The following is a 22,440-nucleotide window of genomic DNA, read 5'->3' as shown; positions in this document are numbered from 1 at the left end:
GGATCGGATCAGGATTCCTCGAAGGAGCGCAGCTTGCGGTACAGGGTCTTGCGCCCGATGCCGAGGATGCGCGCGGCCTGGGTGCGGTTCTGGTCGACGTGCTCCATGACCCGCAGGATGTACCGTTTCTCCTGCTGCTCCAGGGTGGGCAGCGCGGCGAGCGGTTCGCCCTGCTCCAGGGAGTCGGCGATGTCCGAGGGCAGGCACTTGGTGGTGATCAGGTCGTTTTCGGCCAGGATGATGCCCCGCTCGATGACGTTGCGCAGCTCGCGGACGTTGCCCGGCCAGTCGTAGGCGATCATGCTCTGCCCGGCGCGCTTGGACAGCCGGTAGGGCGGCCGGTCCGGGTAGAGGTTCTGCAGGAAGTGCTCGATGAGCTGCGGGATGTCCTCCTTGCGCTCCCTGAGCGGGGGAATGTCGATGCGGAAGACGTTCAGCCGATGGTACAGGGCCTCGTGGAAGCGGCCTTCCTCCACCTCCCTGGCCAGGTCGCGGTTGGTGGCGAAGAGGAAGCGGACGTCCACGGACCGCTCCTCGCGGTCGCCCACGCGGCGGTAGGTCTGGGACTCGAAGACCCGAAGCAGCATGGCCTGGACCTCCAGGGGCAGCTCGCCCACCTCGTCGAAGAACAGTGTCCCCTTGTCCGCCTGGGCCAGAACGCCCTCCTGGGAGGTTTCGGCCCCGGTGAACGCGCCCTTGCAGTAGCCGAACAGCTCGCTGCGCAGCAGCTCCTTGTTGAACGCGCCGCAGTTCTTGACGATGAGCGGCATCTCCGCCCGCGAGCTGCGGCTGTGCAGGACGTTGACGACCACGTTCTTGCCCACGCCGCTCTCCCCGGTGATCAGCACCGGCGCGTCCGTGAGCGCGACCTTGTCCACCAGGAACCCGATCTGGCGCATGGGCGCCGAGGTCCCGATGAGCGTCGCCCTGGCCTTGCCCCCCTTGTTCATGCGCAGCTCCCGCTGCATGAGCCGCCGCTGGTAGGCGCGGTCGATGAGCAGGTTCATGCGGTCCAGGGAGAAGGGCTTGGTCACGTAGTCGTAGGCCCCGGCCTTCATGGCCTCCACCGCGCTGTCCACCTCGGAGTAGCCGGTGATCATGATGACCTCGACGTCGGGCAGGGTCTCCCGGAAGTGCTCCAGGAGCCGGTTGCCGTTGCCGTCGGGCAGCCGGACGTCCAGCAGGACCACGTCGAATCCGTTCCGCTTGGCCAGACGCAGGGCCTGCGCCGCCGTGGCCGCGGTGGTCACCTCCCTGCCGGGCAGGGCCAGTTCTCGTTCGGCCAGCTTGCGGATGAACGGCTCGTCGTCCACCACCAGGATGCGGTTGGTTTCAGGGGCGGTCATGGCGCGGCTACTCCTCCAGCCGGGGCAGGATGACCTCGAAGACGGCGCCCTTGCCCGGCTCGCTCGTGGCGGTTATCTCGCCGCCGTGCTTCATGATGATGTTGTAGCAGGTGGACAGGCCGATGCCGATGCCCTGGCCGGCGGGCTTGGTGGTGAAGAAGGGCTGGAACAGCTTTTCCGCGTCCTCGGGCTCGAACCCCTTGCCCGTGTCCGAGACCCGCAGCTGGATCATGCTCCCTGTCACGCTGGTGGTGATGCGGATGGTGCCGCCCGTGTCGCGGACTTCGTACAGGGCGTTGACGATCAGGTTGAGCGCCACCTGCATCAGCTCGCCCGGATGGCCCATGAGGCACGGCTCCTCCTCGGACAGGGAGAGGCCGATGACCCCGGACGGCAGGGATGCCAGCCTGGGCTGGAGCAGCTTCAGGCAGTTGACGATGATGTTGTTGATGTTGACGATGGTCATGGAGCGCACGTCGCGGTGGCCGAAGCTGAGGAGGTTCTGGACGATCTCCGAACACCGGTTGCACTCCTGGAGCACGATGTCGAGATACTCCTCGAAGGTTTCGAGCAGGTCGTTGCACTGCTCGCCGTCCTTGAGGCAGGCGCCCAGCCGGCCCAGGTGGCCGGACAAGGCCTCGGCAAAGCCCCGGATGGAGGTCAGGGGGTTGTTGATCTCGTGGGCCACGCCCTCGGCCAGCACGCCCACGGTGGCCATGCGCTCGGCCTGGAAATATTTGGCCTGGTACTGCTTCTCCACGGTCACGTCGCGGTGCAGGAGCAGGACCTTGCCCGGCGCGTCGCCGGTGCCGGGCATGAGCGCGGCGGAGCACTCGATCTGCCTGTTCTCGCCGTCGATGTTCATGATCTGCAACTGGCGGCAGACCTTGCGGCCCTCCTCCCTGGCCATGAGCAGGGGGCAGGGCAGGCACGGCTTGTCCGCGCCCTTGAACACCCGGTAGCAGGGCAGGCCGATGGGGTCGCGGCTGCCGTAGGTCTCGTAGAAGGCGCTGTTCACCGAGAGCACCTTGTACTCGCGGGAAACCACGGCGACCACGTCGGGGATGCCGTTGAGGATGTCCTGGACGTCGCGGCGCTTGCGTTCGAGCTCGATGTTCGAGGCCTTGAGCTCGTTGATGGTCTTCTGGACTTCCTTGAAGAACCCGAGCTTGATGGACTCGATGCCGATGATGTCGTCGAGGCTCGCGCTGACGCCGGAGTCTCCGTTGCCGTCTTCCCTGCTCATGTCACCACATCTCGTAGTAGATGTTCAGGATGTCCTTCCAGTCCGCCTGCCGGGGGTTGGTCAGCAGGCAGATGTCCTTGACCGCGTTGTGGCTCGCCTGGGGCAGCATGGTCCGGTCCGGCAGGATCTCGCGCAGACGGCAGGGGATGCCGATCTCCTCCCGCAGCTGCTCCAGGGCCTCGATGCCCGCCAGGGCCGTGGCCTCGTCCGTTCCGAGCCGCTTGCCGGTGATGATCTCGCCGATCTTGGCCATCTTGGGCGCGCATACCGGGAGGTTGAAGCGCATGACGCTGGGCAGGAGCAGGGAGTGGGCCGTGCCGTGGACCACGTCGTGCATGCCGCCCAGGGCGTGGGCCAGGGCGTGGCCGAGGCCGACGCTGGCGTTGGTGAAGGCCATGCCCGAGGAGGTCCCGGCGATGGCCAGCTGTTCGAGGTCCTCCAGCCTGCGGTGCTCCAGGGCGGGGCGGATGTGTCGGATGAGCAGGTCCAGCCCCTTGAGGCTCCAGGCCTCGGTGAACGGATTGGCGATGGGCGAGACGTAGGACTCCACGGCGTGGGCCAGGGAGTCGAACAGGGGCGGGATGATCTGGTCCCGGCTCAGGGTTTCGAGCAGCAGCGGGTCGGTGATGGAGATGTTCGGGACCAGGGTCCGGCTGATGACCGTCATCTTCACCCGCCGCTCCACGTCGGTGACCACCGTGAACTGCGAGATGTTCGACTCGCTGCCCATGGTGGTGGGGATGAAGACCATGGGCGGCAGGGGGCGGCGGACCATGTTGGCCCCCTCGTAGTCGGCGATCTCGCCCCCGTTGCTGACGATCAGGGCGATGCCCTTGGCCGCGTCCATGGGGCTGCCGCCGCCCAGAGCCATGACCACGTCCGCCTCTTCGCGGCGGTAGAGGTCCGCGCCGTTGTGGACCTGGAAGTCGCGCGGGTTGGGAACCACGTCATTGAAATAGACGAAGTCCAGCTGTTCCTTGCGCAGGATGTCGAGGAGCGCCTCCACCCAGCCCGCGCGCTCCACGCCGGGGTCGGAGACCACGAACAGCTTGGACGCGCCGAGCCTTTTCGCACAGATGCTGGCGTATTGCAGGCTCCCCCGTCCGAAGATCACTTCCGGTATGGCGACTTTGAATATGTCCACGGTGATTCCTTTTGTTTCATGTATAGCGCCTTGCCCATCCGCGATCAAGGCGGTACGAAAAAAATCTTTTCTCTCCGGGCGGTTGTCTGCAAGAGGTCGCCGCCCCGCCCTGGGCCCGTCACGCCCGGCCGTCCATCCCCTTGGCCATGCGGCGCATGAGGAAGTATTTCTCGTCGAAGCCCATGGCGCGCAGTTGCTCGTAAACCTGCGGGGCGATGCCCCTGGTCAGGAGCATCTGCAGATGGATCAGATCGTCCACATCGTGCTCCAGGGTGTACGGGGGCGGCGCGTCCTTGCCGAGCCAGTACCCGTCGCTGATCAGCCCCGCCGCCTTGGCCCGCTCGTACTGGGGAGAGGCCGGAAGCAGGGTGTTGATGCCCAGGATGGGCATGGTCGCCGGGCGGATCTCGCGGATGAGCGCCACGGTCTCCTCGATGGTCTCGGGGTTCTCGCCGGGGTTGCCGACCATGAGGAAGCAGCACGGCTCGATCCCCGCCCCGTGGGTCAGGGCAAAGGCCTCGCGGACCTGGTCGGCGGTGAACCCTTTGTTGGCCGCCTTGAGCACGCGCGGGCTGCCGGACTCCACCCCGTAGTAGATCCGGTAGCATCCGGCCTCGCGCATCCGGGCGAGCAGCTCCCCGTCCACCAGGTCCACGCGGGTCTCGGCCATCCAGGCGAAGCGCAGCCCGCGCTCCGCGATCTCCCGGCAGAGGTCGAGGATGCGCTGCCGGTCCAGGGTGAACAGGTCGTCGGAAAAGTAGAGATGGCCGACGCCGAGGTCCGTCACGAGCCGCTCGACCTCGTCGGCCACGTTGGCCGGCGAGCGCCTGGCCCAGCGGCCCTCGAAGAACCGGTTCACGGAGCAGAAGCCGCAGTGGAAGGGGCAGCCGCGCGAGCTGAGCACGTGGGTCCCGACGAGGTCCCGGTATTGCGGCGGAATCTCGGGGGACTTGTATTCGGCGAGATCAAAGGCGTCGTAGGCCGGGAAGGCCAGGCCGTCCAGGTCCGTGGACCGCTCCCTGGCCCGGGTGCGGAGCACGCCGCCCGCAGTGCGCAGGGCCAGGCCGGGGATTTCGGCGAGGTCGCCGCCCCGCTCGAAACAGTCCGCCAGTTCGACGATGGTCTCCTCGCCCTCGCCCAGGACCACCACGTCCACGGCGGGGTTGGCGAGGACGTGCTCCGGAAAGAAGGTGGCGTGCGGCCCGCCCACGACGATGCGCGCTTGGGGCAGGACGCGCCGGGCCTCGGAGGCGAGGCGGTCGGCGTTGGTCCGGCCCAGGGTGAAGCAGCTGATGCCCACCAGGTCGGGCTGCTCGCGTTCGAGCAGGGCGGCGACCTCGGGCCAGGTCTCCCCGTGCAGGTCGCGGAACACGGTCGTAACGGCGTTGGCGCGCAGGGCGCTGGTCAGATAGGCGATGCCGAGGGGAACCCAGGTCTTTGCCGGGAGCAGGTCCTCTTCGGCCGTGGACGGGTTCCAGAGCCGGGGTGCGGGAGGGGTCAGGAGCAATGCCTTCATCCATCCTCCTAGGTTTGGTCCCGGGCGCGTCCGCCCCGGACGGTATGCCCCGGCCCCCCGGGAAGGACGGTGGGGGGGCCGGGGTTGTTGAACGCTCCTGCCACGGAGGTGAACCAGGAACGGTTGCCCCTACGCCGGGAGCGGGAACGCCTTCTTCTCGAAGGTCGCCAGTTCGGCGTCCATGCCCAGCCGCTTCATCAGCTTCCGGGTGGGCAGGCCGGTCTCGGGGTCCCACTCCATGAGCTTGTAGTACTCGTTCTTGACCGCCTCGAAGTTCTCCCGGACCAGCGGGGGATGGGGCGGGTCGGCCGGAGGGTAGCTCGGCAGCAGACGGGTCTCCACGGGCGCGAAGAAGTGGTCGGGCAGCTGGTCGTGCTCCTCGCGCAGGTTGACCTTGCGGCCGCCGCCCCATTCCATGGCGGTCAGCAGCCGGTGCAGGACCCATATCCGGGCCGCCTTGTCGTCCAGGGTCTTCTGGGTCATCTTCTCGCCGGTGACCAGCTCGAAGAGCTTGTACTCCACGCTGATGTCGCCGGTGTAGTCGCGGTCCTTGCGGCCGCTGGTCATGATCGGGAAGACCCAGTCGCAGACCGTGATGCTGTCCTTGATGCAGCCGCGGTAGTGGATGAACTGGCCCAGGTAGGCGTTGGCCTTGGCCGACTTCTCGCCGTTCCAGGTCAGGGGGACGTCGCGCTTGCGGTGCAGGTCGTTGAGGCCGTTCTCCGCGATCTCCTCGCCCCAGTGCCGGATGGCCACGGGCATGGCCTGTTCGAAGGTCAGGCCGGTCCATTCCACCAGGTTGGTCATGGAGTGGCGGTTGGGATCGCGGTTCTCCACCGCGAAGTTCACGGCCCAGTAGTAGCCGAAGGTGCGCGGGTCGTAGTGGGCCGACATGCCCCAGCCGCCGTTGCCGCCCACGACGCCGCCCATGATGCCTTCCATGTTTTCGAAGTGCATGGTCTTCTGCGCGGCTTCCTTCATGCCCATGGACTCGAACTTGGCGGCGATGATGTCCATGGCCCGGCGGAATCCCTCGCCCAGGGCGTCGCCCAGGAAGCCCTGACGGTAGGCGATCATGTTCATCATGGTCTCCAGGCCGTCGGTGCTGAAGTCGCCCCTGGGCGGGTAGTGGCCCTTTTCGAGGCCGGCCATGATCTCGTCGCTGACCAGCTTCTTTTCATGGAGGAGCTGCACCAGGTCCTTGCCGCCCACCTTGGTGTCCTGGAGGTACCAGACGAACTGGATCATGGGGAACATCTCGAAGGTGTCCACGCCCAGCTTGTTGGCCAGTTGGTTGGCCAGGAAGGTGGCCTTGTCGCGGTTGCCCAGCCAGGAGTAGAACCACTGGGTGCAGCTCACCGCGCCGCCGCCCATGCCGTCCACGTTCATGTAGGAGTAGCACCCCTGGGGGCAGGAATAGCAGGACTGGGACTTGACGTGGTACTTGTTCAGCCAGGGGGCGCAGCTCTCGGTCTGGTCGAAGCGCAGGGCCTGCTTGTTGATGTCCTTGGGGTCCACGTGCTTCTCAGTCCAGCTGAGCGCGCCGGTGGACAGCGGGGTGGAGCCTAGGGGGCCCGGCTGGAACTCGCGCACGCTCTTGACGTACTGGATCAGGTTCTTCTTGTCCGCGACCTTGACGCCCTTGGTGCCCCGGATGGCGATGGCCTTGAGGTTCTTGGACCCCATGACCGCGCCGAAGCCGCCCTGGCCCGCCGCGTTGCCGATGCGGTGTATGATCGGGGAGATGCGCACCAGCCGTTCGCCGGAGGGGCCGATGACCGCGATCTGGGTCTTTTCGTCGCCCGTCCTGGCCTTGATCATGTCCTGGGTCTCGAAGGTGTCCTTGCCCCACATGGCCGAGGCGTCCTCGATGGTCACCTCGTCGTCCACGACGTTGATGAAGACCGGCTTCTTGGCCTTGCCCTGGACGATCACCGCGTCGTAGCCCGCGAACTTCAGCTCCGCGCCCCAATAGCCTCCGAAACCGCTACGGGTGACCAGCGGGCGCTTGGACTTGGGCGCGTAGACGTGGGGCGAGATGGAGATGACCTCGGAGCGCCCGGTGGAGGGCGCCAGCGAGCCCGTCAGCGGCCCCACCGCGAAGATGATCCGGTTCTCGGGGTCAAAAGGACCCGCCGTGGGCGCCTCGTCGAAGACCACCTTGTAGCCGAAACCGATGCCCCCGGTATAATTCAGGTACTTGGACGTATCTTCCTTGACTATGGAACCGTCGTCCAGGTTGACTCGCAATATCTTTCCAGCCCATCCGTACATTGTACTGTCTCCTTGGGTTGTGTGGTTAACCGAGTTCGATGAACTTCAGGGCGTCCGCCGGGCAGTACTTGACGCACATGGGGTCGCCGCCGCAGAGGTCGCACTTGGAGAAGATGCTCTTCTCCTTGTTCTCCACGATCATGTCGTAGGGACACGCCGCGAAGCATTCGCCGCACCCCTGGCACTTGGCGGGATCGATGACCCGCGCTCCGGTCTTCGGATCAAGGGTCAGGGCGTCGTATTCGCAGGCCAGGTAGCAGTCGGCCATGTTGCACTGGCGGCAGACGTCGGGCATGACCGCCAGCTTGACCAGCTTGTGCTGCGGGTCATAGGTGGTGTGGATTCGGGACAGGGCGGGCTGGCAGATGTCGTCGTGCCCCAGGGAGCAGACGATCTCGCAGGTCCGGCAGCCCACGCAGGTGGTCGGGTCGGTGATCAACCAGGAGCGCGTGTTGGGCAGCTGGTCCGGCGTGATCCCCCGGTTGTAGTGTTCCGCCTTGAAATTCTTGGGGGCCGCCATGGCCGCCCCGGCCAGGGTTCCAGCCACGACCTGGACGCCCAGGAACCCGAGCATCTTGCGCCGCGATATCCCCTTCCCCTTGCACGGTGACGATTCCTTTTTGACCGCCGGACGGGCGTCGGCCGCTTCCTCGGTTGCCGTATGGTCCATTGCCTTGTTGGTGCTCACAGTTACCTCCTGTTGTGTTTCGCGTTGAACCGCATGAACACGCCTTGAGCAATTCCGGGACCACCTCCGCGGCAACACGCGGGTCCCGCTATTTCGTGCATGATTTGGGCATAATGCTAGCCTTACAGCATCGCCGATTTGGAAAAAATGAGGGAATTTTTCGGGCAGGGTAAAACGGTCCGGAACGCGGGGTGGGGAGCCCGCGCGGACCGTTCCCTATTGACCCGAACAGGGAAAATGGCTGTGTCGGAATGACCCGCCTTTCGGCGGCGGGAGCGTGGCCGGGAGGCGGGCCCGGAAGTTGCGGTCGGGAAGAGGCGGGAACAGACGGTCGGGAAGAGGCGCGAAAAGGAAAAGGCCTTACGCAATCTGCGTAAGGCCTTTGGTATCCTTGGCGTCCCCAAGGGGATTTGAACCCCTGTTAACGGCGTGAAAGGCCGTAAACAATCAACCGGAAGGTCGCTTACCTCCGTTATTTCAATGGGTTGAAAACGCCATATTCACCACAAAAACCATAGTTGCCGTTGAAAATGACACTTGGGTGACACGCAAAATTTGCCGGAAAGAGAAACGGGGGGGGAATTGGTGCAAGCTCAATAATTCGGTGTTCGGATCAAAAATAGTACACGCACCGGAGTTCGCCCTTGGCTGCGTTGAGCTTGTTGCCGAACTCGGTGTCGGAGCCCCCGATCGGCAGGATGAGGCGGGGCCTCAACTCGATGTCGGACGTGAGCATGTAGGACGCTTCGGGGTTGAGGGAGAGGCTTCGATCCCCGAGGTTCATGATCACGGTCGCTGTCGTGTTCAGGTAGAGGATGTCGAAAGGTTCTTTTTGGGACACGCGGAAATATAGATAGTCCTGCCCGACGCTGCTCCGGTTGTAATCGGACGATACCTTTTTGCTTTTATTCAGGTCGGCGGCGTTCCCCGTGGCCTGATACGTGTCGTACGCCGTGTGGACATAGTCGTAGTAGGTTTCTAGTTGCGAAGCGGTGTACCCCTCTCCGTTGTGGTAATATTCAAGGAGATAGGTCGTTTCGTCCTCGGTCAGGTATCGGGCACCAAGAAGAAAGCTCCAAGCGTCGTATTTGTCAACGCTGCGGGTTCCGTCATCGTGGAACACCGTCTTCTCGTAGCCCAACCGGACCGCCGTTTCGCCGTGGATGGCGAAATTGTCGGTGAGGTTCATAGCAAAGTCGAAGCCGAGGGACGTATCATAATAGTCTCCGGCCATGACCATGACGTCTAGGTCCACATCGGAAAGCAGGAAGTAGAGCTTCCCCCCGTAGAGAACGCTGTCATCCGAGGCCAGCCCCGTGTTTACCCGCTCCCATACGGGAACAACTACCGGAGTGAACGCAAACGTCTTCAGTGGACCGTCAAAACTGAAGATGGCGTCGGCGACGCTCATGACGTAGCCCTCGCGGCTCTGGTCCGGGTCGTCCACGTCCTTGGGACGGCTGGCGAAGCTCACGGGGTTCCAGGCATATCCCTTGCCCCATTTGAGGACCTTTTTCCCGGCTTCCAGCGTGAATCTCGGGTCCGGCCTCCAGGCGGCCACGCCTTCCTCAAGCATGACCTCCCCGGCCCAATGCTTGTCGTCCTTGAAAAACCGTTCCGACGGTTCGTCCGGTTCACTGGCCGCCGACAGGGGCAACTGGCTCCATCCGACGTCGGCGCGCGGGCGGGCATAGAACCCGAACGTCTCGTACTTCAGGGATAGTTCGGGCTTGAGCTGGAACAGCAGGTCCGCCTGGAGTTCGTCCTTCGGGGAATCGAAGAAGCGTTGCTCGTACACCGCAGAATCCCTGTTCAGAAGACGTTCGTACATCCGAAGCTCGGCCTGCCCCCAGAACTCGAAGTGCTTTTCTTCCGTCGCGGAAATATCAAAATCCGCATCATACAGGGGCTCATCCTGGGCAAGGGCCGAAGCCGAGGCAGCCAGGATGAGCGCCATGCAGAAGAACGGCCCGAGCCATGTACCTGCTTTCGTCATTCCGTTTCCCGCCATCACTGACGAAGGGTTTCAATCCGCGGCAGGTAGTTGAGGGTGAAGACTTCATCCGAGAAATCCCTGGCCTTCATCCGGGCGAAGATCATCACCGAGAGGTACCCCTTGTGGAGCGGGCTGTCCGTCTCGACAATGGCCGGGCGGACGAACCCGCCGCCGAAATCGGTCATCTTCTTGAAATGCAGGGTCTTGATCAGCATCCCGGACGCCGCGAGACACTTGATCTCCGTCGGAACCAACCGGTCCTTGGCCACCAGCATCTCCAGCCTGTCGTAGGCAACCTCGTTGGTCTTCGCCTTCAGGCGAAGCAAATAGGCGTCACCGCTTTCCTCCAAGGATTCGGGCGTATATTCGGCGCTGTAGTCTAGGCGCATGATATCGGCATTGTTGAAGATGCCACCCGTTACCGATTGGAGGCTGGTTATCCTGACCGGCTTGGCCACGCTCGGAATGTGGAGCCACATGTTGTCGCCCAGGCGCAAGGTCCCGCGTCCCTTGTCGCTGGAAGGCTCCAGGAAGACGGAGGCCACCATATCCTGGCCTTTCTTGATGGTGTAGAGGACGTATTCCCTTTTGCTCCCGTCCGGCTCGATGTTGATGAGCTTGCGGTAGGATTCGTAGCTGACCGGGGCGAGGTTGCGGTCCACGGCCAGGAGCACTTCCCCGGCGTCCATGGCTGACGCCGGCCAGCCCCCGGCAAGGACGAGACAGACGGCGGCAACGGACAGAACGTATTTCAAGTAATGCATTTGTGGTATCCTCATGATGTTATACGTGCCCGAGCGCATCGACGGGTTCCATCCGGCTCGCCTTCCACGCGGGTTGCAGCGCCGCCAGGGCGGAGGCGAGCAGGACGATGGCCGACAAAAAGAGCATTTCGCCGGGATTGATGTCCGGGCGCACGATCAGGTTGTCCATCCGTCCGAAGGAGAAGGCAACTCCCGCCGCCTTGAAGGCCAACAAACCGCCCACGCCCAGAATCAGGCCGAGCGCCGTCCCCAGCACGCCCAGGAGCACGCCCTCGGCCACGAAAAGCGACATGATCGTTCCGGGGGATGTCCCCATGGCGGCAATGGTTCCGATTTCCCGTACGCGCTCGAAGACCGACATCAGCATCACGTTGAGCACGCTGATAAGGACGATGGCGACCATGACGATCTTCACCGTGACCAGCATCAGGTCAATCATGTTTGCGATGTTGGAGAACGGCGACAGCTTGTCCCAGGTGTGCAGTTCGAAGGCGGGCTGGCCCTTCTTGTTCTTGACCTCCCCGAGCGTTGCCGCGAGCGACGCTGCGACAGGCTTCAGCTTGTTGAAATCGGACACCCTGACCACGATTTCCGTGACTTCGCCCGGTTCGGTGCGCAGGAGGCTGCGGGCGTCTTCGATGTGCATGTAGGCGTCCTTGCCGCCCGGTCCCATGAGGTCCTCGATGATTCCGGCAATCTGGAATTCCATGCCGTTGACGGAGCCGTCCTTGTTGGTGGCAACCAGCACCACGGAGTCGTCGGGCTTCATCCCCAGGCTCTTGGCCACCTTTTCGGGAACCACGACCTGGCCCTTTTCGAGCAGTCCCTCGCCGGGACCGGGGGCTCCCTGCTTCATCCTGTCAGCCAAGGCCGTGCAGACAGCCAGCTCCCGTTTCGGATCGACAGCCGAAAGCCTGACGTTGGTGCTTTCCATGTAATTGCTGAGGACCGCACCGAATTTCAGTCTGGGCGCATAGGCTGTCACACCGGGTGTCGCTTCGAGCATTTCCGATATTTTTTGGTATGCCGGCCCTTTCATGTTCAGGTTGAGGGGCATCGTGTCGATGGACGAGAAGTACCCCTTTCGATGGATTTGCAGGTGGCCGATGCTTGAATCTGTGATGATGCCGATCATCATGGACTTGAACGACCCGGCCAGGCCTGAGAACATGACCACCATGCACACGCCGATGACGATGAGCAGAGAGGTGAGGGCGGTACGCCGTTTGTAGCGAGTAAGGTTGCGCAGGGCGATCTTGAATATGTTACGCATGGTCTTTTCCTCCCTGGTACAGCGGGTTTCCGTTCAGCAGCCTGCCGTCCTCAATGCCGTGCACCACGTCGGCGTGTTCGACGATGCGCGGGTCGTGGGTGGAGAAGACGAAGGTGGTCCCGTAGGTGTCCCGCATCTTTTTCATCAAATCTATTATCTTGTGGGCCGTGTCGTGATCGAGGTTCGCGGTGGGTTCATCGGCAAGCACCACGTCCGGGTTGGTCACCAGCGCCCGGGCCACGGCCACGCGCTGTTTCTGTCCGCCCGATATCTGGTCCGGCCGCTTGTCCTTCTGGTCGGCCATGCCTACGGCCTCCAGCACGGCCATCACGCGTTCCCGCCGCTCGCCTGCGGGGGTCCGGGAGATCATGAGCAAGGGGTATTCGATATTCTCATACACGCTCAGGACCGGGATGAGATTGAACGACTGGAAGATGAAACCGAGATGCTTGCCGCGAAAATTCGCCGCCGCCTTCTTGTCCAGGGTGTCCACCCTGGTGTCGGTCACGCGGACCTCCCCGGAAGACGGCTTGTCCATGCAACCGATGATGTTGAGCAGCGTTGTCTTGCCGCTTCCCGAAGGTCCCACGAACGTGACGAGTTTCCCTTTTTCGATGGACACGGTAACCTGTTTCAAGGCTTCGGTTTCGACCTGACCCGTCAGGTATTTTTTCGAAATGCTGTTCAGCTCGATCAGCGACATGATTTTCTCCTGTACGCATGACTCAGGGGCATCCCCCGGTCGTGCCGTTAATTGCGTTCCGGTTTCCCGCCGGTCATTACACCAAATCCGGGACCACGGCCTCCGTAATTCTGAATCGCCTGTATCAGCACGGAGAACTGATCCGGCCGCAACACGTCCTTTTCACGGAGCAGAAGTCGAAGCACTTCGTCTTTCATGCCGCCCTGATTCGAAAGAATTCTTTGCTGGATAGCCTGGATCGCCTCTTCATCGGCAACGGGTTCGGCCAGCAACTCCAGCACCCGCTCTCGCAACTGCACCGTTTCCCGGCGAATACGATCGGTGTTGGTCTTGAAGGCCAGCACGTTGGGCTCCAGCGCCTTCCATTGTTCGGGAGTCACCTGGACCCCTTCATACCGCGCCGTAAGAAGTTGATCTCCCGAACGGCGGGGCGCTCCTGACGGCGCCGGATCTTGTCCTTGAAAATACTGCATGCCCCAGAACAGGACAAAGGCGATGTTCAATCCCACAGACAAGGCCAGCAACGACCGTTTCAGATAATGCATGGATTACAACCTCCCTCCGCCGTCGAATCCGGCCAGCACCGCGGCCTCGATCGATCCGCCGGGGGCCGCGCTCAGGGATGCGAAGACCGCATTTTCCGTCCGCAGGGTGGACTGTTCCGAAATTGGTCCGCCATGGCTGTTCCACCCGAGCAATCCTCCCAGAAGCAGACCGATCGCCAAGGCGGATGCCGTGGCGGTCGGCCCCAGCCACCTACGGGCAATCGCCCGGAAGCGGCTCGTGTCACGGGCATCGAAATACTCTCGTGAAGCCCGGGCCATGATCCGGTATTCCAGGTCGCCCGGCATCTCCGGGGTGCCCGGAGAGGCAAGCGGTGCGTCCAACGCCTCCAACTCGGCAAGGTGGGCGCGGCAGGACGCGCAACCGTCGAGATGGCGTTTCATGTCCCACAGCTCCCGCCCGGACAGTTCACCGTCCAGGTAGGCAGAAAGACGTGTATGGCAGTTTCGGCAAAGCATGTGTGTCGACCTCATTTTTATTAAACGATCCAAGTTCGGAAAACCCCCGCCTTCGATCGAAAAAAGTTCAGCGTGATCCCAGTTTCTCCCGCAACGCCTCGCGTCCCCTGGACAGCAGCCGCTCGACACCCTTCCGCGACGTTTCAAGAACCACGGCCATTTCATCATAACCGAGCCCTTCGTAGTATCGAAGCACGACGGCCATGCGAGGTCTGGGGGGAAGGGAGTCCAATGCCCGGCGCACGCGGGCCGCGTTCTGGCTCGTCATCAGCGCCTCCTCCTGTCCGGGAGACGAGTCGGCCAATTCCGGATAGTCGTCCGCCTGTACGGGCTTCTCCCTTTTGGCATGATCCAGGCAGAGCCGGGATATGATGACGTGGAAGAACGTCTTGAAGCGTGCGGTACGGCGATAGCGGCCCGACGCGACAAGCAACTTGATGAAGGCGGCCTGAACAATATCTTCGGCCTCGTCCCTGGATCCAATGAAACGATAGGCCACGCCCCAGGCCCAGGACTGGTGCCGTCGGACGAGTTCGCCGAAGGCCTGCCGGTCCCCGTTGCCCGAGGCTTCCAGCAGGGCTTCGTCCGGAAGTTGCGATCGGGACCGATCAGGCAATCCACCGCCTCCTGATGTTTCGAAGGCTCGCCCAGAACAGCGCCGCACAGAACAGGCCGAGTACAGGCAAGTCCAGGTACCATGGCAGGATGTGGCCGCCATGGACAGCACCATGCAGGACGTCGGCCCCGTAAGTCAGGGGCAGGACGTAGGACACGGGTTGGAGCAGGGCGGGCAGCCTCTCGATGGGAAAGAAGAGCCCGCACAGGAAGATCATGGGGAAACGGAAGAAGTTGGAAAAGGTCTGCGCCTCGAACACCTCGCTGACGGCCACTGCGATGAACAGTCCCTGGAACGTGGAGGCCACCGCGATGAGGATCACTGCGGGGATGAACTGCGCCCAGGCGATCCCGGCGAGGTCGGTCAGGAACAGAGCCATGATCACGGGTACAAAGGCATTGCACACGCCGAAAAAGATCGCTCCGCTCGTCTTGGCAAGCATGAGCAGCTCAAAGGACATGGGGGCCAGCAACAGCCGTTCGAAGGAGCGGTTTTTCTTCTCGAAGGTCACCGTGACCGCGAGCATGGAGGTGGTGCCGAACAGAATGGAGATGGCCACCACGCCGGGAAGCAGTTGCGGAATACTTTCCAGCCCGCTCCCGGAGCGGATGAAGAACATGGCCGTCCACGCCAGGGGGAAGATGATGCCCCAGCTCACGTTCGGCGGTTTCAGATAGTAGGTTCGCATGTCTTTTGCCAATATGTTCCAGAAGGCGATCAGCTTGTTCATTTCTTTCCCCCCTTCATCTCTTTCTCGTGATGCATGGTGCCGGATTCTATGCCCGTTATCTGCACGAAAACATCTTCAAGAGAGAGGCGCACCCGCCGCGCCTCCGTGACCGTGAATCCCTGTTCCTCGATTCGGCGCACCAACGGCCCCACGTGCACGGGGGAGTCCGATTCCACACGGATCGAATGTTGCTCGGGGGGCGAGATGACCAGCGGGGGGAAGGCCTGGCTCAATCCTTCACGAACCGTTTCCGTCAAGGCCTCCTGACAGGTGATTTCGAGGACATGCCGTCCTTGCAGGGGCTGAATCAGGTGTTCCACCGAGTCGATGCCTACGATGCGCCCGGCAACGATGAAGGCGATGCGGTTGCAAAGCCGCTCGGCCTCCTCGATGTAGTGGGTGGTCAGGAAGATGGTCGTCCCGGCGTGGTGCAGGTCGGCCACGAGCTGGCGTATCTGGCGTCCGCTGGCCACGTCGATGCCCGTGGTGGGTTCGTCGAGGAACAGGATGTCCGGACGGTGGATGATGCCCGCCGCGATGGTGAGCTTCCGCTTCATCCCCTTGGAGTACCCGCCGAACTTTCGGTCAGCCGCCTTGGCGAGGTCGAAGTCGCGCAGCAGCGCCCTTGCCCGCGCCCGGCGCTCGTCCTTCCGGATGCCGTACAGCGATGCGCAGAAACACAGGTTCTCGAATCCGGTCAGCTCGGGGTAGAGGTTGCTTTCGTCAGGGACCACCCCTATCAGGTGCTGGGCGGTCCTAGGGGTTGTGGTGCAATCGACGCCGCACAGGCGAATTACCCCCGAGTCCGGGCGGGCCAACCCGGTCAGCATGTTGATGGTCGTGGTCTTTCCTGCCCCGTTCGGCCCGAGGAATCCGAACAACTCCCCCCGCTCCACGGCGAACGACACGCCGTCCACGGCCTGCACGCCATCGAACCGTTTGCTCAGGTCTTCGACCGCTACTGCTTCATTCTTCATCAGGATGGCCCCCCCCCGAACTAATTCTTGTTTCAATCTGCTCTTTACCGTATTCATCAAACCCCCGAAAACCACTGATGCAACAGTTTGGCGCACAACCCGAACAGGAGCAGGCTAAACAGCAGCCTGACCGTCCGGCCCGTCAGCCGGGCATTCATGAGCCGCGCCCCGGCCTGACCGGCGATAAAGGCGACCACCGCCGCAGGCAAAAGGAAATACCAATCGACCTCCCCCATGGAAGCGTATCCCATGAACCCGGTGAGCGAGGAGAAGCAGACGATGAAGGTGGATGAAGCGGCAGCGGTCTTGGTCGGCGTCTTCAGGGCGAAGATCAGCAGGGGAACGATGAAAACCCCGCCGCCGACTCCAAGCAGCCCGGCCATCAAGCCGGTGACCGCGCCGATGGTCGCCCCGCCGATGATTTTTGTTGCTTTTGCCCGTTCAACCGTTCGGTTGTCGCCTTTGGGTGAAAATAGCATGCGTATCGCCGCCAGAAAGAGAATGACGGCCATGATCATCAGGAACGGTTTCGTCTCGATTCGGGTGTTCAGGTAAGCGCCGAGCGGCGCGGCCGCTGCGGAAAATAGGATCAGCGGGATCGAAAGGGAGAAATCGACCATCCCCTTTCGCGAATAGGCGTACGCCGCCGACCCCGCCGCCGTGAGGTTCAGGAACAAGGATGCCGCAGCCGCCTGGGCTTTCGCCATACCCAGGAGCACGAACAGCGGCGAGAAGACAAGCCCGCCGCCGAGGCCGACCATGGTCAGTAGGAGTGAGATGAGAAATATGCTCGCAAGCAGGACAACGGGAACAGTCATATGCGATCCTTGACGATGTGTTCAGGTGATTGTTTGCGGCAGGTCGGGGACTCGTGCCCACCTAGATGGTGTACCGTTTCAATCTGTTGATCGGAAAAAGTCGCATCGCGACCGCTTCGGCATTTCTGCCGTACCGACCGAATTGCTCCCCAGGCAATCTTTCGGCACGAGTTGCGGGTTTCTCCACAGGTTGTCTATTCATACCATTTCACAACAAATTTGGCATGCTGAACACCCCGTTCGCGAGGGACCGCAATTCCGTCATGGTCTGCCGGTTAATCCCGTAATGCACGAAATAGCCCTGCTTGTCCGCGACCACGAGGTCCGCATCCCTCAGGATGCGCAGGTTCTGGGACACAGCCGACGGAGTGATGCCCAACCTTTTTGACAAGGCGTTCACGCACAAAGGCCCGCCTTTCAGCAACTCCAGCATCCGGATGCGGGTGTCGACCGAGAGGACTTTGAATATTCTGGCTTGTTTCTCATAATTGACCATACGTACCTCGATCTGTTTAAGAGTCTATGCATATACTTATTTAAAAATGGCGTAAAGTCCCCCATTTCCAACAATGGCCTTGCCGAGGTTTTTGTTCAACTTCGCATGGAAATAATCTATGCTTAGGCAATGTCAAATAGAAGGAGCCTCTATGCAGGTCTTGATCATTCTTTCCAGCAACGACCCGGAAGTGAAATGGAACGCTGTCCGTTTCGGTAACTTCCTGTTGAACGAGGGCGAGGACGTCACGTTGTTCCTGAACGCCGGTGCCGTTGATTTGTATGCGGGCGATTCGGAAGCATTCCCGATCGCCGAACAGGCGAAGATGTTCGCCCTGAGCGAGGGCGTGCTGGTAGCCTGAGGGAAGTGCCTGAGCATCCACGGGGTGGATGAAAGCGAATACGTCAAGTTGTCCAGCATGAAATTCCTGTATGCGGAAATGATCAAGGCGGACAGGATTCTCAACTACTAGATGATACGTGGCAGGCACCTTGGGAAAGGTGCCTTCCACGTCTTCGGAGAAACATTGTCGATCACATTTGCAAATGAGGTGGGCACGCAACCGCAAGACCCTCTGCCAAAAAGGATACACTATTTTTTGTTTGTAATCGCATAGATGTGATTCTTGAGTTCAATATGAAAATTTAGACGACAACGGCAAACTGAATCCTGGTCATCCTGGTACTGAAGATTCTCCGGACATTTGCTGCATGCATTAATCTCTTCAAGGAGTCGCCGAATATGATCGGGATCGTGGCTTTCTCCAATTTGCTTGAGAATGTCTTCAATATCTCTCTTCGTACACATAGCATCGCCTCCTGAAGGGGAGCGGATTGTCGGCTGCTGTTCTTCAATATTCAAAGAAATTAAGGATGTATTTGATTGCAGTAAACACCATGACACCCGCCAGCATCCACTTGATGGCCTTGGCTGACACAAACTTTTGACATCGAGCCCCAAGATACATTCCCGCCATTCCACCTACTCCGAAAAGAATTCCCAACAGCCAGTCGGGGGCCACGGAAAGATTCGGATAGAATGGGGCGATGGCCTGATAAAAAACGACGCCAGCCACTGATGTGACAAAAGTACCCATCAGTGCGGCCCCTGCGACGACATAGACGGGAAGTTCGAAAAAAGTTATAAAAAACGGGGCAATTATTGATCCTCCCCCTATCCCGTAGATTCCCCCTACTATGCCGACAATGAAACTGAGAAGCAAAATTCCCCAGAATGAAACATTATAGGCATCTCCGTAGAACGTGAACCCCAGTCGCTTTAGATTGAAACAAGTGACTGTCGTGGCGGGCGAGGCTGCCGCCCCCCCAGGACTGGTATTACGTTTGACCATTTCCCGAAAGCGTGCTTCGCTTTTTTTCTTGTTCCCACCATTTGAGTTCCCCAGCACGTCCCTCACCATTTTAAACCCGATATAAAAGAGCACACAGGCGGCAAACAGTTTGAAATGTTTCGGATCCGGCAAATAGAGCACCCTTACCATGGCGCCGATAAAGACGCCTGGCAGCGTGCCGAAGACAACAATCCACGTCAGCGGCCACACCATTCGTTCCTCGCGCCAGTAACGATATACTCCGCTTGGGATGGCAACGACATTGAACACCTGGTTGGTGGCGCTGACCGATGGATTCGTATACCCGATGAAGGACATCTGAAACGGCAAGAGCAGAAAGGCACCGGAAACGCCGCCCATTGAGGTGAAAAAAGAAATGACGAACGCCACAAAAGGTGGAATCCAGAGCGCGACTTCGATATCAGCAGTTTGGAAATACATGGAATCGACCGCCTTTTTGTGAAAACATTTGTCAACAGTCACGAAAGTATTTATATTCGTGACAGTAAAACTTCGACAAGTCAATACCAATGTGAGCGAGGTCGAATGATTATCGCCGGGCTTTCTTCAAGATGACATGGTATTTTCGGGGGCAAGCAGCAACTCTCAGCAATCAAAGGTTCATAGCAATGACAGGTTTCAACCGAAGTGATGATGGACGGATTCTCTCTATTGCGGAAGGCGAGGAGTGCCTGAGTCACTCCCAACTTAATCGATTAGAGGATTCTTTCCGGGAATGGGCTGAAAAACCAAAACGCGACGATGTTCGTTTGTCCAGACTAAGCGTTTTGCTCATTTTCCTTTTGGTCAGGTATACGGGCGCAAAGTTGAGCGAAGTATTATCGATCAACATACATACCGATCTCGATTGGGCTCGCCATCTGGTGATTTTTCGTTCGAATGGGAATGAGAATGCGGAACCGAGGGAAGTTCATATTTCACAATCTCTTGCCGACGAGATCAGGGGGAAGATCGACACCTTGAAATCTCACAAGGAGTCGGAAAGACTGCTTGATTTGGACCCTGGTTTTGTTCGGCGCAAATTTTATGAACGGGCTTTGGAATGTGGGTTTCCAAAGCGGCTGGGCGGTCCGGAAGCCATCCGCAAGGCGAGAGGCGTGGAGTTGATGCAAAGCAACATCCCCTTGCCCGCTGTGCAGATGATGCTGGGGCACTCCACCCCCAATCTCACCTCGTCCTATGTCGCGTTCTCCAAGGATGAAATTCAAGCTGTTGCTCAGCGTTTTCTGGAAAAGGAATCCGGCCGCAAAACAAGCGCACGAAATAGTTTTTTTGGAAAAGTGTCAGAAATATTGAGGGGCGACATACAAACACGCGTCGTTATGGAAACCCTAGAAGGAAACTCCATCATCACCGTAATCACGAATGACAGTTTGGAGCGGCTTGGCTTGAGCTTAGGCAGATTGATCACAGCCGAGGTAAAGGCTCCGTTGGTAATCTTGCATGGCGGTGAAGCATCTCCGAAATGCAGCACGGAAAACAGACTCAGGGGAGTGGTGACCAGAATAACCAATGGAGAGGTCAACACGGAATTTATCGTCAAGATTTCTGAAACAACTGAAATATGCGCCCTTGTCACTTCCTCCCCAAGCTCACCCTTTGAATTAAATGTTGGAGACTGTGCATGGGCATTGTTTAATTGTTCCGCCGTGGTGCTTCACGTTGACTGATGACCTCCTCCCGCTGGTTTTCTCGATTTGTATTATACAAGACTACAAGGGCTTTTCTGGGAGCCACCCCTTGAAGTCTGCTTAAAATAAACTGGACTCTTAAGACACGTTGCGCCGCACGTTGAATTGGCATTTGCGGGTAAAGACAAAAGGGACTCACTCTTCCCCTAGAATCCTGTCCCATGCCGCAATGTGGTTTCGGAAGCCGTACTCGACCATCTCGAATTTTCTGCCCAAATTTTTGGCTGCGACCCCAAGCGTTCCGGTGCCGGCAAAGGGATCAAGAATGGTGTCGCCCTTTTTGCTCAATGCGGTAACCAGAGTCTCAATTACCGACAATTTTTTTTGAGTTGGGTGAAGGGTTTTTTCGCCCTTCTTGGTTGACCATTCCTCGTCTGGGTCAGGCATCATCCGTTCATTCCCTGATGTTTTTCCAGCGACCACATAATTTTTATAGCGGTCTTCCATGTCGAAGTATGCATTTTCTGAGCACACATGTAGCCCAAGTTCGAAGCTTTCCTGGAACATCCCCTTGTTGGTGCCTCGCGAATCCGGTTTGCACCAAGCATACTTGCGCAACCTGGTAAAATAGCGGGAAAGCTCACGATACCAATCGCCGAATTGGAAATCCGAGCAGAACACAAAGACATTGCCGCCAGGTTTCAGAACGCGATGGAATTGATAGGCCAGAACGTCGATCCGTAGCTTTTTGCAATCCCAATCCTTGCCGGCAATACCGATCTCGTAAGGTGGGTCGGTGATTATGGCCTCGTACCTGTGGGCAGGACAATTCCCCAAAAAAAGGAACGCGTCCTTGTTGTGAATGTCGCCGTCCTTAGACGAAGAGGTTACCCCAAGATGGTCTTGTTTCCGTAAATCTATCATGAGTCACCTGCCACCGGTTTCCCATATGTTGGTTTTTGGTTCTCCAAGATAAATTCCCGCATTCGATCAAGCGATTTTGAGCTCAGTCCCGGATTGAGAATTTTGCGACGCTTGGCTCGTTCTTTGGGATTTGCAATCGTGTGGCAACTGTTGGCGGCATTAGCCATTTCCGGGTCATTCTCCAGTATGCTCATCAACGCCCGATATGTGTCGTTGTGCATGGTGACGAGAACGATTCGAACGAACTCCGGAACAGGAAGATCATAGGCAAGGGAGAAGTCGAGTACCCGATCCAGTGGAATCGAAGCGTCCCCCTTTTCGATCTGGGATATGAACGAGCTGGAGCACCCCAATTTCTGGGCGACCCATCTGAGGGGTTTGTGCCGATTCTCCCGGACAATCTTCAGATAAAGCCCGACTTCTTCTTTCAACAATTGTTCCGGGGTCTTCACAGGGGTGAGGTCAACGTCGTCATCTTCGGCCATGGTTAATCAACCACCTTATTAACAGCGTTAAGCAACTAGTTGCTTAACGCTGTTAATAAATAAGTTGATAATCAGTAGCAAGGGATTTGTTGCTTTTTTGGGGTGGATGCGTGAGCAGGGACCTGAGGATATCCCTTGAGCCGGAGTCGAACCCGCCATCCCTCTCGCCGTCGCCTGCGGTAATCACGACGCAAGTAAAGTCGTCGGGGCAAGGCCGGACCGCGAAGCGTCCGCCCGTAGGGCTTGGCCTTGCCCCGGCGGCTGCTTGCGCCACGCTCGCGGATAATCGGCGGGAGGGGAAGAAATCGTGCCGTCGGAGCTTGCGCGAGGGTTGAGGGGCGTCATATGGTTGGGCATATCCACAGGATAAATCGGTCACCAGAAGGAGGTAAAACGCGATCAGGCGCGTTCATAAGTTT

Annotated in this window: 22 protein-coding genes and 1 tRNA gene; 2 read left to right on the top strand and 21 right to left on the bottom strand. The window is 59.7% G+C overall.

Annotated features, from left to right (window positions below; translation table 11 throughout):
* Window positions 1-8: 8 nt before the first annotated feature.
* From LF599_RS00380 to LF599_RS00295, 18 genes are all read right to left on the bottom strand, one after another.
* Window positions 9-1,346 carry a sigma-54-dependent transcriptional regulator gene (locus LF599_RS00380; RefSeq protein ID WP_279521850.1) on the bottom strand — a complete coding sequence of 446 codons (1,338 nt, stop codon included), beginning with the start codon at window positions 1,344-1,346 and terminating at the stop codon, window positions 9-11.
* Window positions 1,347-1,353: 7 nt separating this feature from the next.
* Window positions 1,354-2,592, bottom strand: a complete 1,239-nt coding sequence (locus LF599_RS00375; RefSeq protein WP_279521849.1) for a two-component system sensor histidine kinase NtrB — start codon at window positions 2,590-2,592, stop codon at window positions 1,354-1,356.
* A gap of 1 nt (window position 2,593) precedes the next feature.
* Window positions 2,594-3,736, bottom strand: coding sequence for an iron-containing alcohol dehydrogenase (locus LF599_RS00370; RefSeq protein ID WP_279521848.1), 1,143 nt, complete (start codon window positions 3,734-3,736; stop codon window positions 2,594-2,596).
* A gap of 118 nt (window positions 3,737-3,854) precedes the next feature.
* A complete protein-coding gene (locus LF599_RS00365; RefSeq protein ID WP_279521847.1) occupies window positions 3,855-5,252 on the bottom strand; it encodes a B12-binding domain-containing radical SAM protein in 1,398 nt (465 codons plus the stop codon).
* 129 nt (window positions 5,253-5,381) lie between these two features.
* Complete coding sequence (locus LF599_RS00360; RefSeq protein WP_279521846.1) at window positions 5,382-7,526, bottom strand: aldehyde ferredoxin oxidoreductase N-terminal domain-containing protein; 2,145 nt, start codon at window positions 7,524-7,526, stop codon at window positions 5,382-5,384.
* A 25-nt stretch (window positions 7,527-7,551) separates the two neighbouring features.
* Complete coding sequence (locus LF599_RS00355; protein ID WP_279521845.1) at window positions 7,552-8,214, bottom strand: 4Fe-4S dicluster domain-containing protein; 663 nt, start codon at window positions 8,212-8,214, stop codon at window positions 7,552-7,554.
* Between the two features lie 392 nt (window positions 8,215-8,606).
* Window positions 8,607-8,681, bottom strand: a tRNA-Glu gene (locus LF599_RS00350).
* A gap of 146 nt (window positions 8,682-8,827) precedes the next feature.
* Window positions 8,828-10,210 (bottom strand): hypothetical protein, encoded by a 1,383-nt coding sequence (locus tag LF599_RS00345; protein ID WP_071545431.1) that lies wholly within the window; start codon window positions 10,208-10,210, stop codon window positions 8,828-8,830.
* Between the two features lie 14 nt (window positions 10,211-10,224).
* Window positions 10,225-10,974, bottom strand: coding sequence for an outer membrane lipoprotein-sorting protein (locus LF599_RS00340; protein WP_071545430.1), 750 nt, complete (start codon window positions 10,972-10,974; stop codon window positions 10,225-10,227).
* 19 nt (window positions 10,975-10,993) lie between these two features.
* A complete protein-coding gene (locus tag LF599_RS00335) occupies window positions 10,994-12,247 on the bottom strand; it encodes an ABC transporter permease (RefSeq protein WP_071545429.1) in 1,254 nt (417 codons plus the stop codon).
* Entirely contained in the window at window positions 12,240-12,950 is a 711-nt protein-coding gene (locus LF599_RS00330) for an ABC transporter ATP-binding protein (protein WP_071545428.1), read from the bottom strand. Before LF599_RS00330 ends, LF599_RS00335 begins: the two co-directional genes overlap by 8 nt.
* Window positions 12,951-12,997: 47 nt before the next feature.
* Window positions 12,998-13,495 (bottom strand): Spy/CpxP family protein refolding chaperone, encoded by a 498-nt coding sequence (locus tag LF599_RS00325; protein ID WP_071545427.1) that lies wholly within the window; start codon window positions 13,493-13,495, stop codon window positions 12,998-13,000.
* 3 nt (window positions 13,496-13,498) lie between these two features.
* Window positions 13,499-13,972, bottom strand: a complete 474-nt coding sequence (locus LF599_RS00320) for an anti-sigma factor family protein (RefSeq protein WP_071545426.1) — start codon at window positions 13,970-13,972, stop codon at window positions 13,499-13,501.
* A gap of 67 nt (window positions 13,973-14,039) precedes the next feature.
* On the bottom strand, window positions 14,040-14,588 hold the full coding sequence (locus LF599_RS00315; RefSeq protein WP_022661553.1) for an RNA polymerase sigma factor: 549 nt from the start codon (window positions 14,586-14,588) through the stop codon (window positions 14,040-14,042).
* Complete coding sequence (locus LF599_RS00310) at window positions 14,581-15,318, bottom strand: ABC transporter permease (RefSeq protein ID WP_071545425.1); 738 nt, start codon at window positions 15,316-15,318, stop codon at window positions 14,581-14,583. Before LF599_RS00310 ends, LF599_RS00315 begins: the two co-directional genes overlap by 8 nt.
* Window positions 15,315-16,295, bottom strand: a complete 981-nt coding sequence (locus tag LF599_RS00305; RefSeq protein ID WP_071547066.1) for an ABC transporter ATP-binding protein — start codon at window positions 16,293-16,295, stop codon at window positions 15,315-15,317. The genes LF599_RS00310 and LF599_RS00305 overlap by 4 nt, the downstream gene beginning before the upstream one ends.
* Before the next feature lie 56 nt (window positions 16,296-16,351).
* Window positions 16,352-17,113 carry a sulfite exporter TauE/SafE family protein gene (locus LF599_RS00300; protein ID WP_071545424.1) on the bottom strand — a complete coding sequence of 254 codons (762 nt, stop codon included), beginning with the start codon at window positions 17,111-17,113 and terminating at the stop codon, window positions 16,352-16,354.
* A gap of 208 nt (window positions 17,114-17,321) precedes the next feature.
* Window positions 17,322-17,609, bottom strand: coding sequence for an ArsR/SmtB family transcription factor (locus tag LF599_RS00295; RefSeq protein ID WP_071545423.1), 288 nt, complete (start codon window positions 17,607-17,609; stop codon window positions 17,322-17,324).
* 151 nt (window positions 17,610-17,760) lie between these two features.
* On the opposite strand from LF599_RS00295, the gene LF599_RS00290 reads away from it, so the two are divergent.
* On the top strand, window positions 17,761-18,081 hold the full coding sequence (locus tag LF599_RS00290; protein WP_242652933.1) for a DsrE family protein: 321 nt from the start codon (window positions 17,761-17,763) through the stop codon (window positions 18,079-18,081).
* A 378-nt stretch (window positions 18,082-18,459) separates the two neighbouring features.
* On the opposite strand, the gene LF599_RS00285 is transcribed toward LF599_RS00290, so the two are convergent.
* Window positions 18,460-19,401 (bottom strand): sulfite exporter TauE/SafE family protein, encoded by a 942-nt coding sequence (locus tag LF599_RS00285; RefSeq protein WP_071545421.1) that lies wholly within the window; start codon window positions 19,399-19,401, stop codon window positions 18,460-18,462.
* A gap of 188 nt (window positions 19,402-19,589) precedes the next feature.
* On the opposite strand from LF599_RS00285, the gene LF599_RS00280 reads away from it, so the two are divergent.
* Window positions 19,590-20,651 carry a TOBE domain-containing protein gene (locus LF599_RS00280; RefSeq protein ID WP_071545420.1) on the top strand — a complete coding sequence of 354 codons (1,062 nt, stop codon included), beginning with the start codon at window positions 19,590-19,592 and terminating at the stop codon, window positions 20,649-20,651.
* Between the two features lie 156 nt (window positions 20,652-20,807).
* On the opposite strand, the gene LF599_RS00275 is transcribed toward LF599_RS00280, so the two are convergent.
* Window positions 20,808-21,536 (bottom strand): DNA-methyltransferase, encoded by a 729-nt coding sequence (locus LF599_RS00275; RefSeq protein WP_071545419.1) that lies wholly within the window; start codon window positions 21,534-21,536, stop codon window positions 20,808-20,810.
* Window positions 21,533-22,021, bottom strand: coding sequence for a helix-turn-helix domain-containing protein (locus LF599_RS00270; protein WP_071545418.1), 489 nt, complete (start codon window positions 22,019-22,021; stop codon window positions 21,533-21,535). The genes LF599_RS00275 and LF599_RS00270 overlap by 4 nt, the downstream gene beginning before the upstream one ends.
* Between the last annotated feature and the right edge of the window lie 419 nt (window positions 22,022-22,440).

This window comes from Pseudodesulfovibrio thermohalotolerans (genome assembly GCF_021353295.2).
Taxonomy (GTDB): Bacteria; Desulfobacterota; Desulfovibrionia; order Desulfovibrionales; family Desulfovibrionaceae; genus Pseudodesulfovibrio; species Pseudodesulfovibrio thermohalotolerans.
Note: the sequence above shows the minus strand (reverse complement) of the source record. Positions and strands in the feature narration are given on the sequence as shown.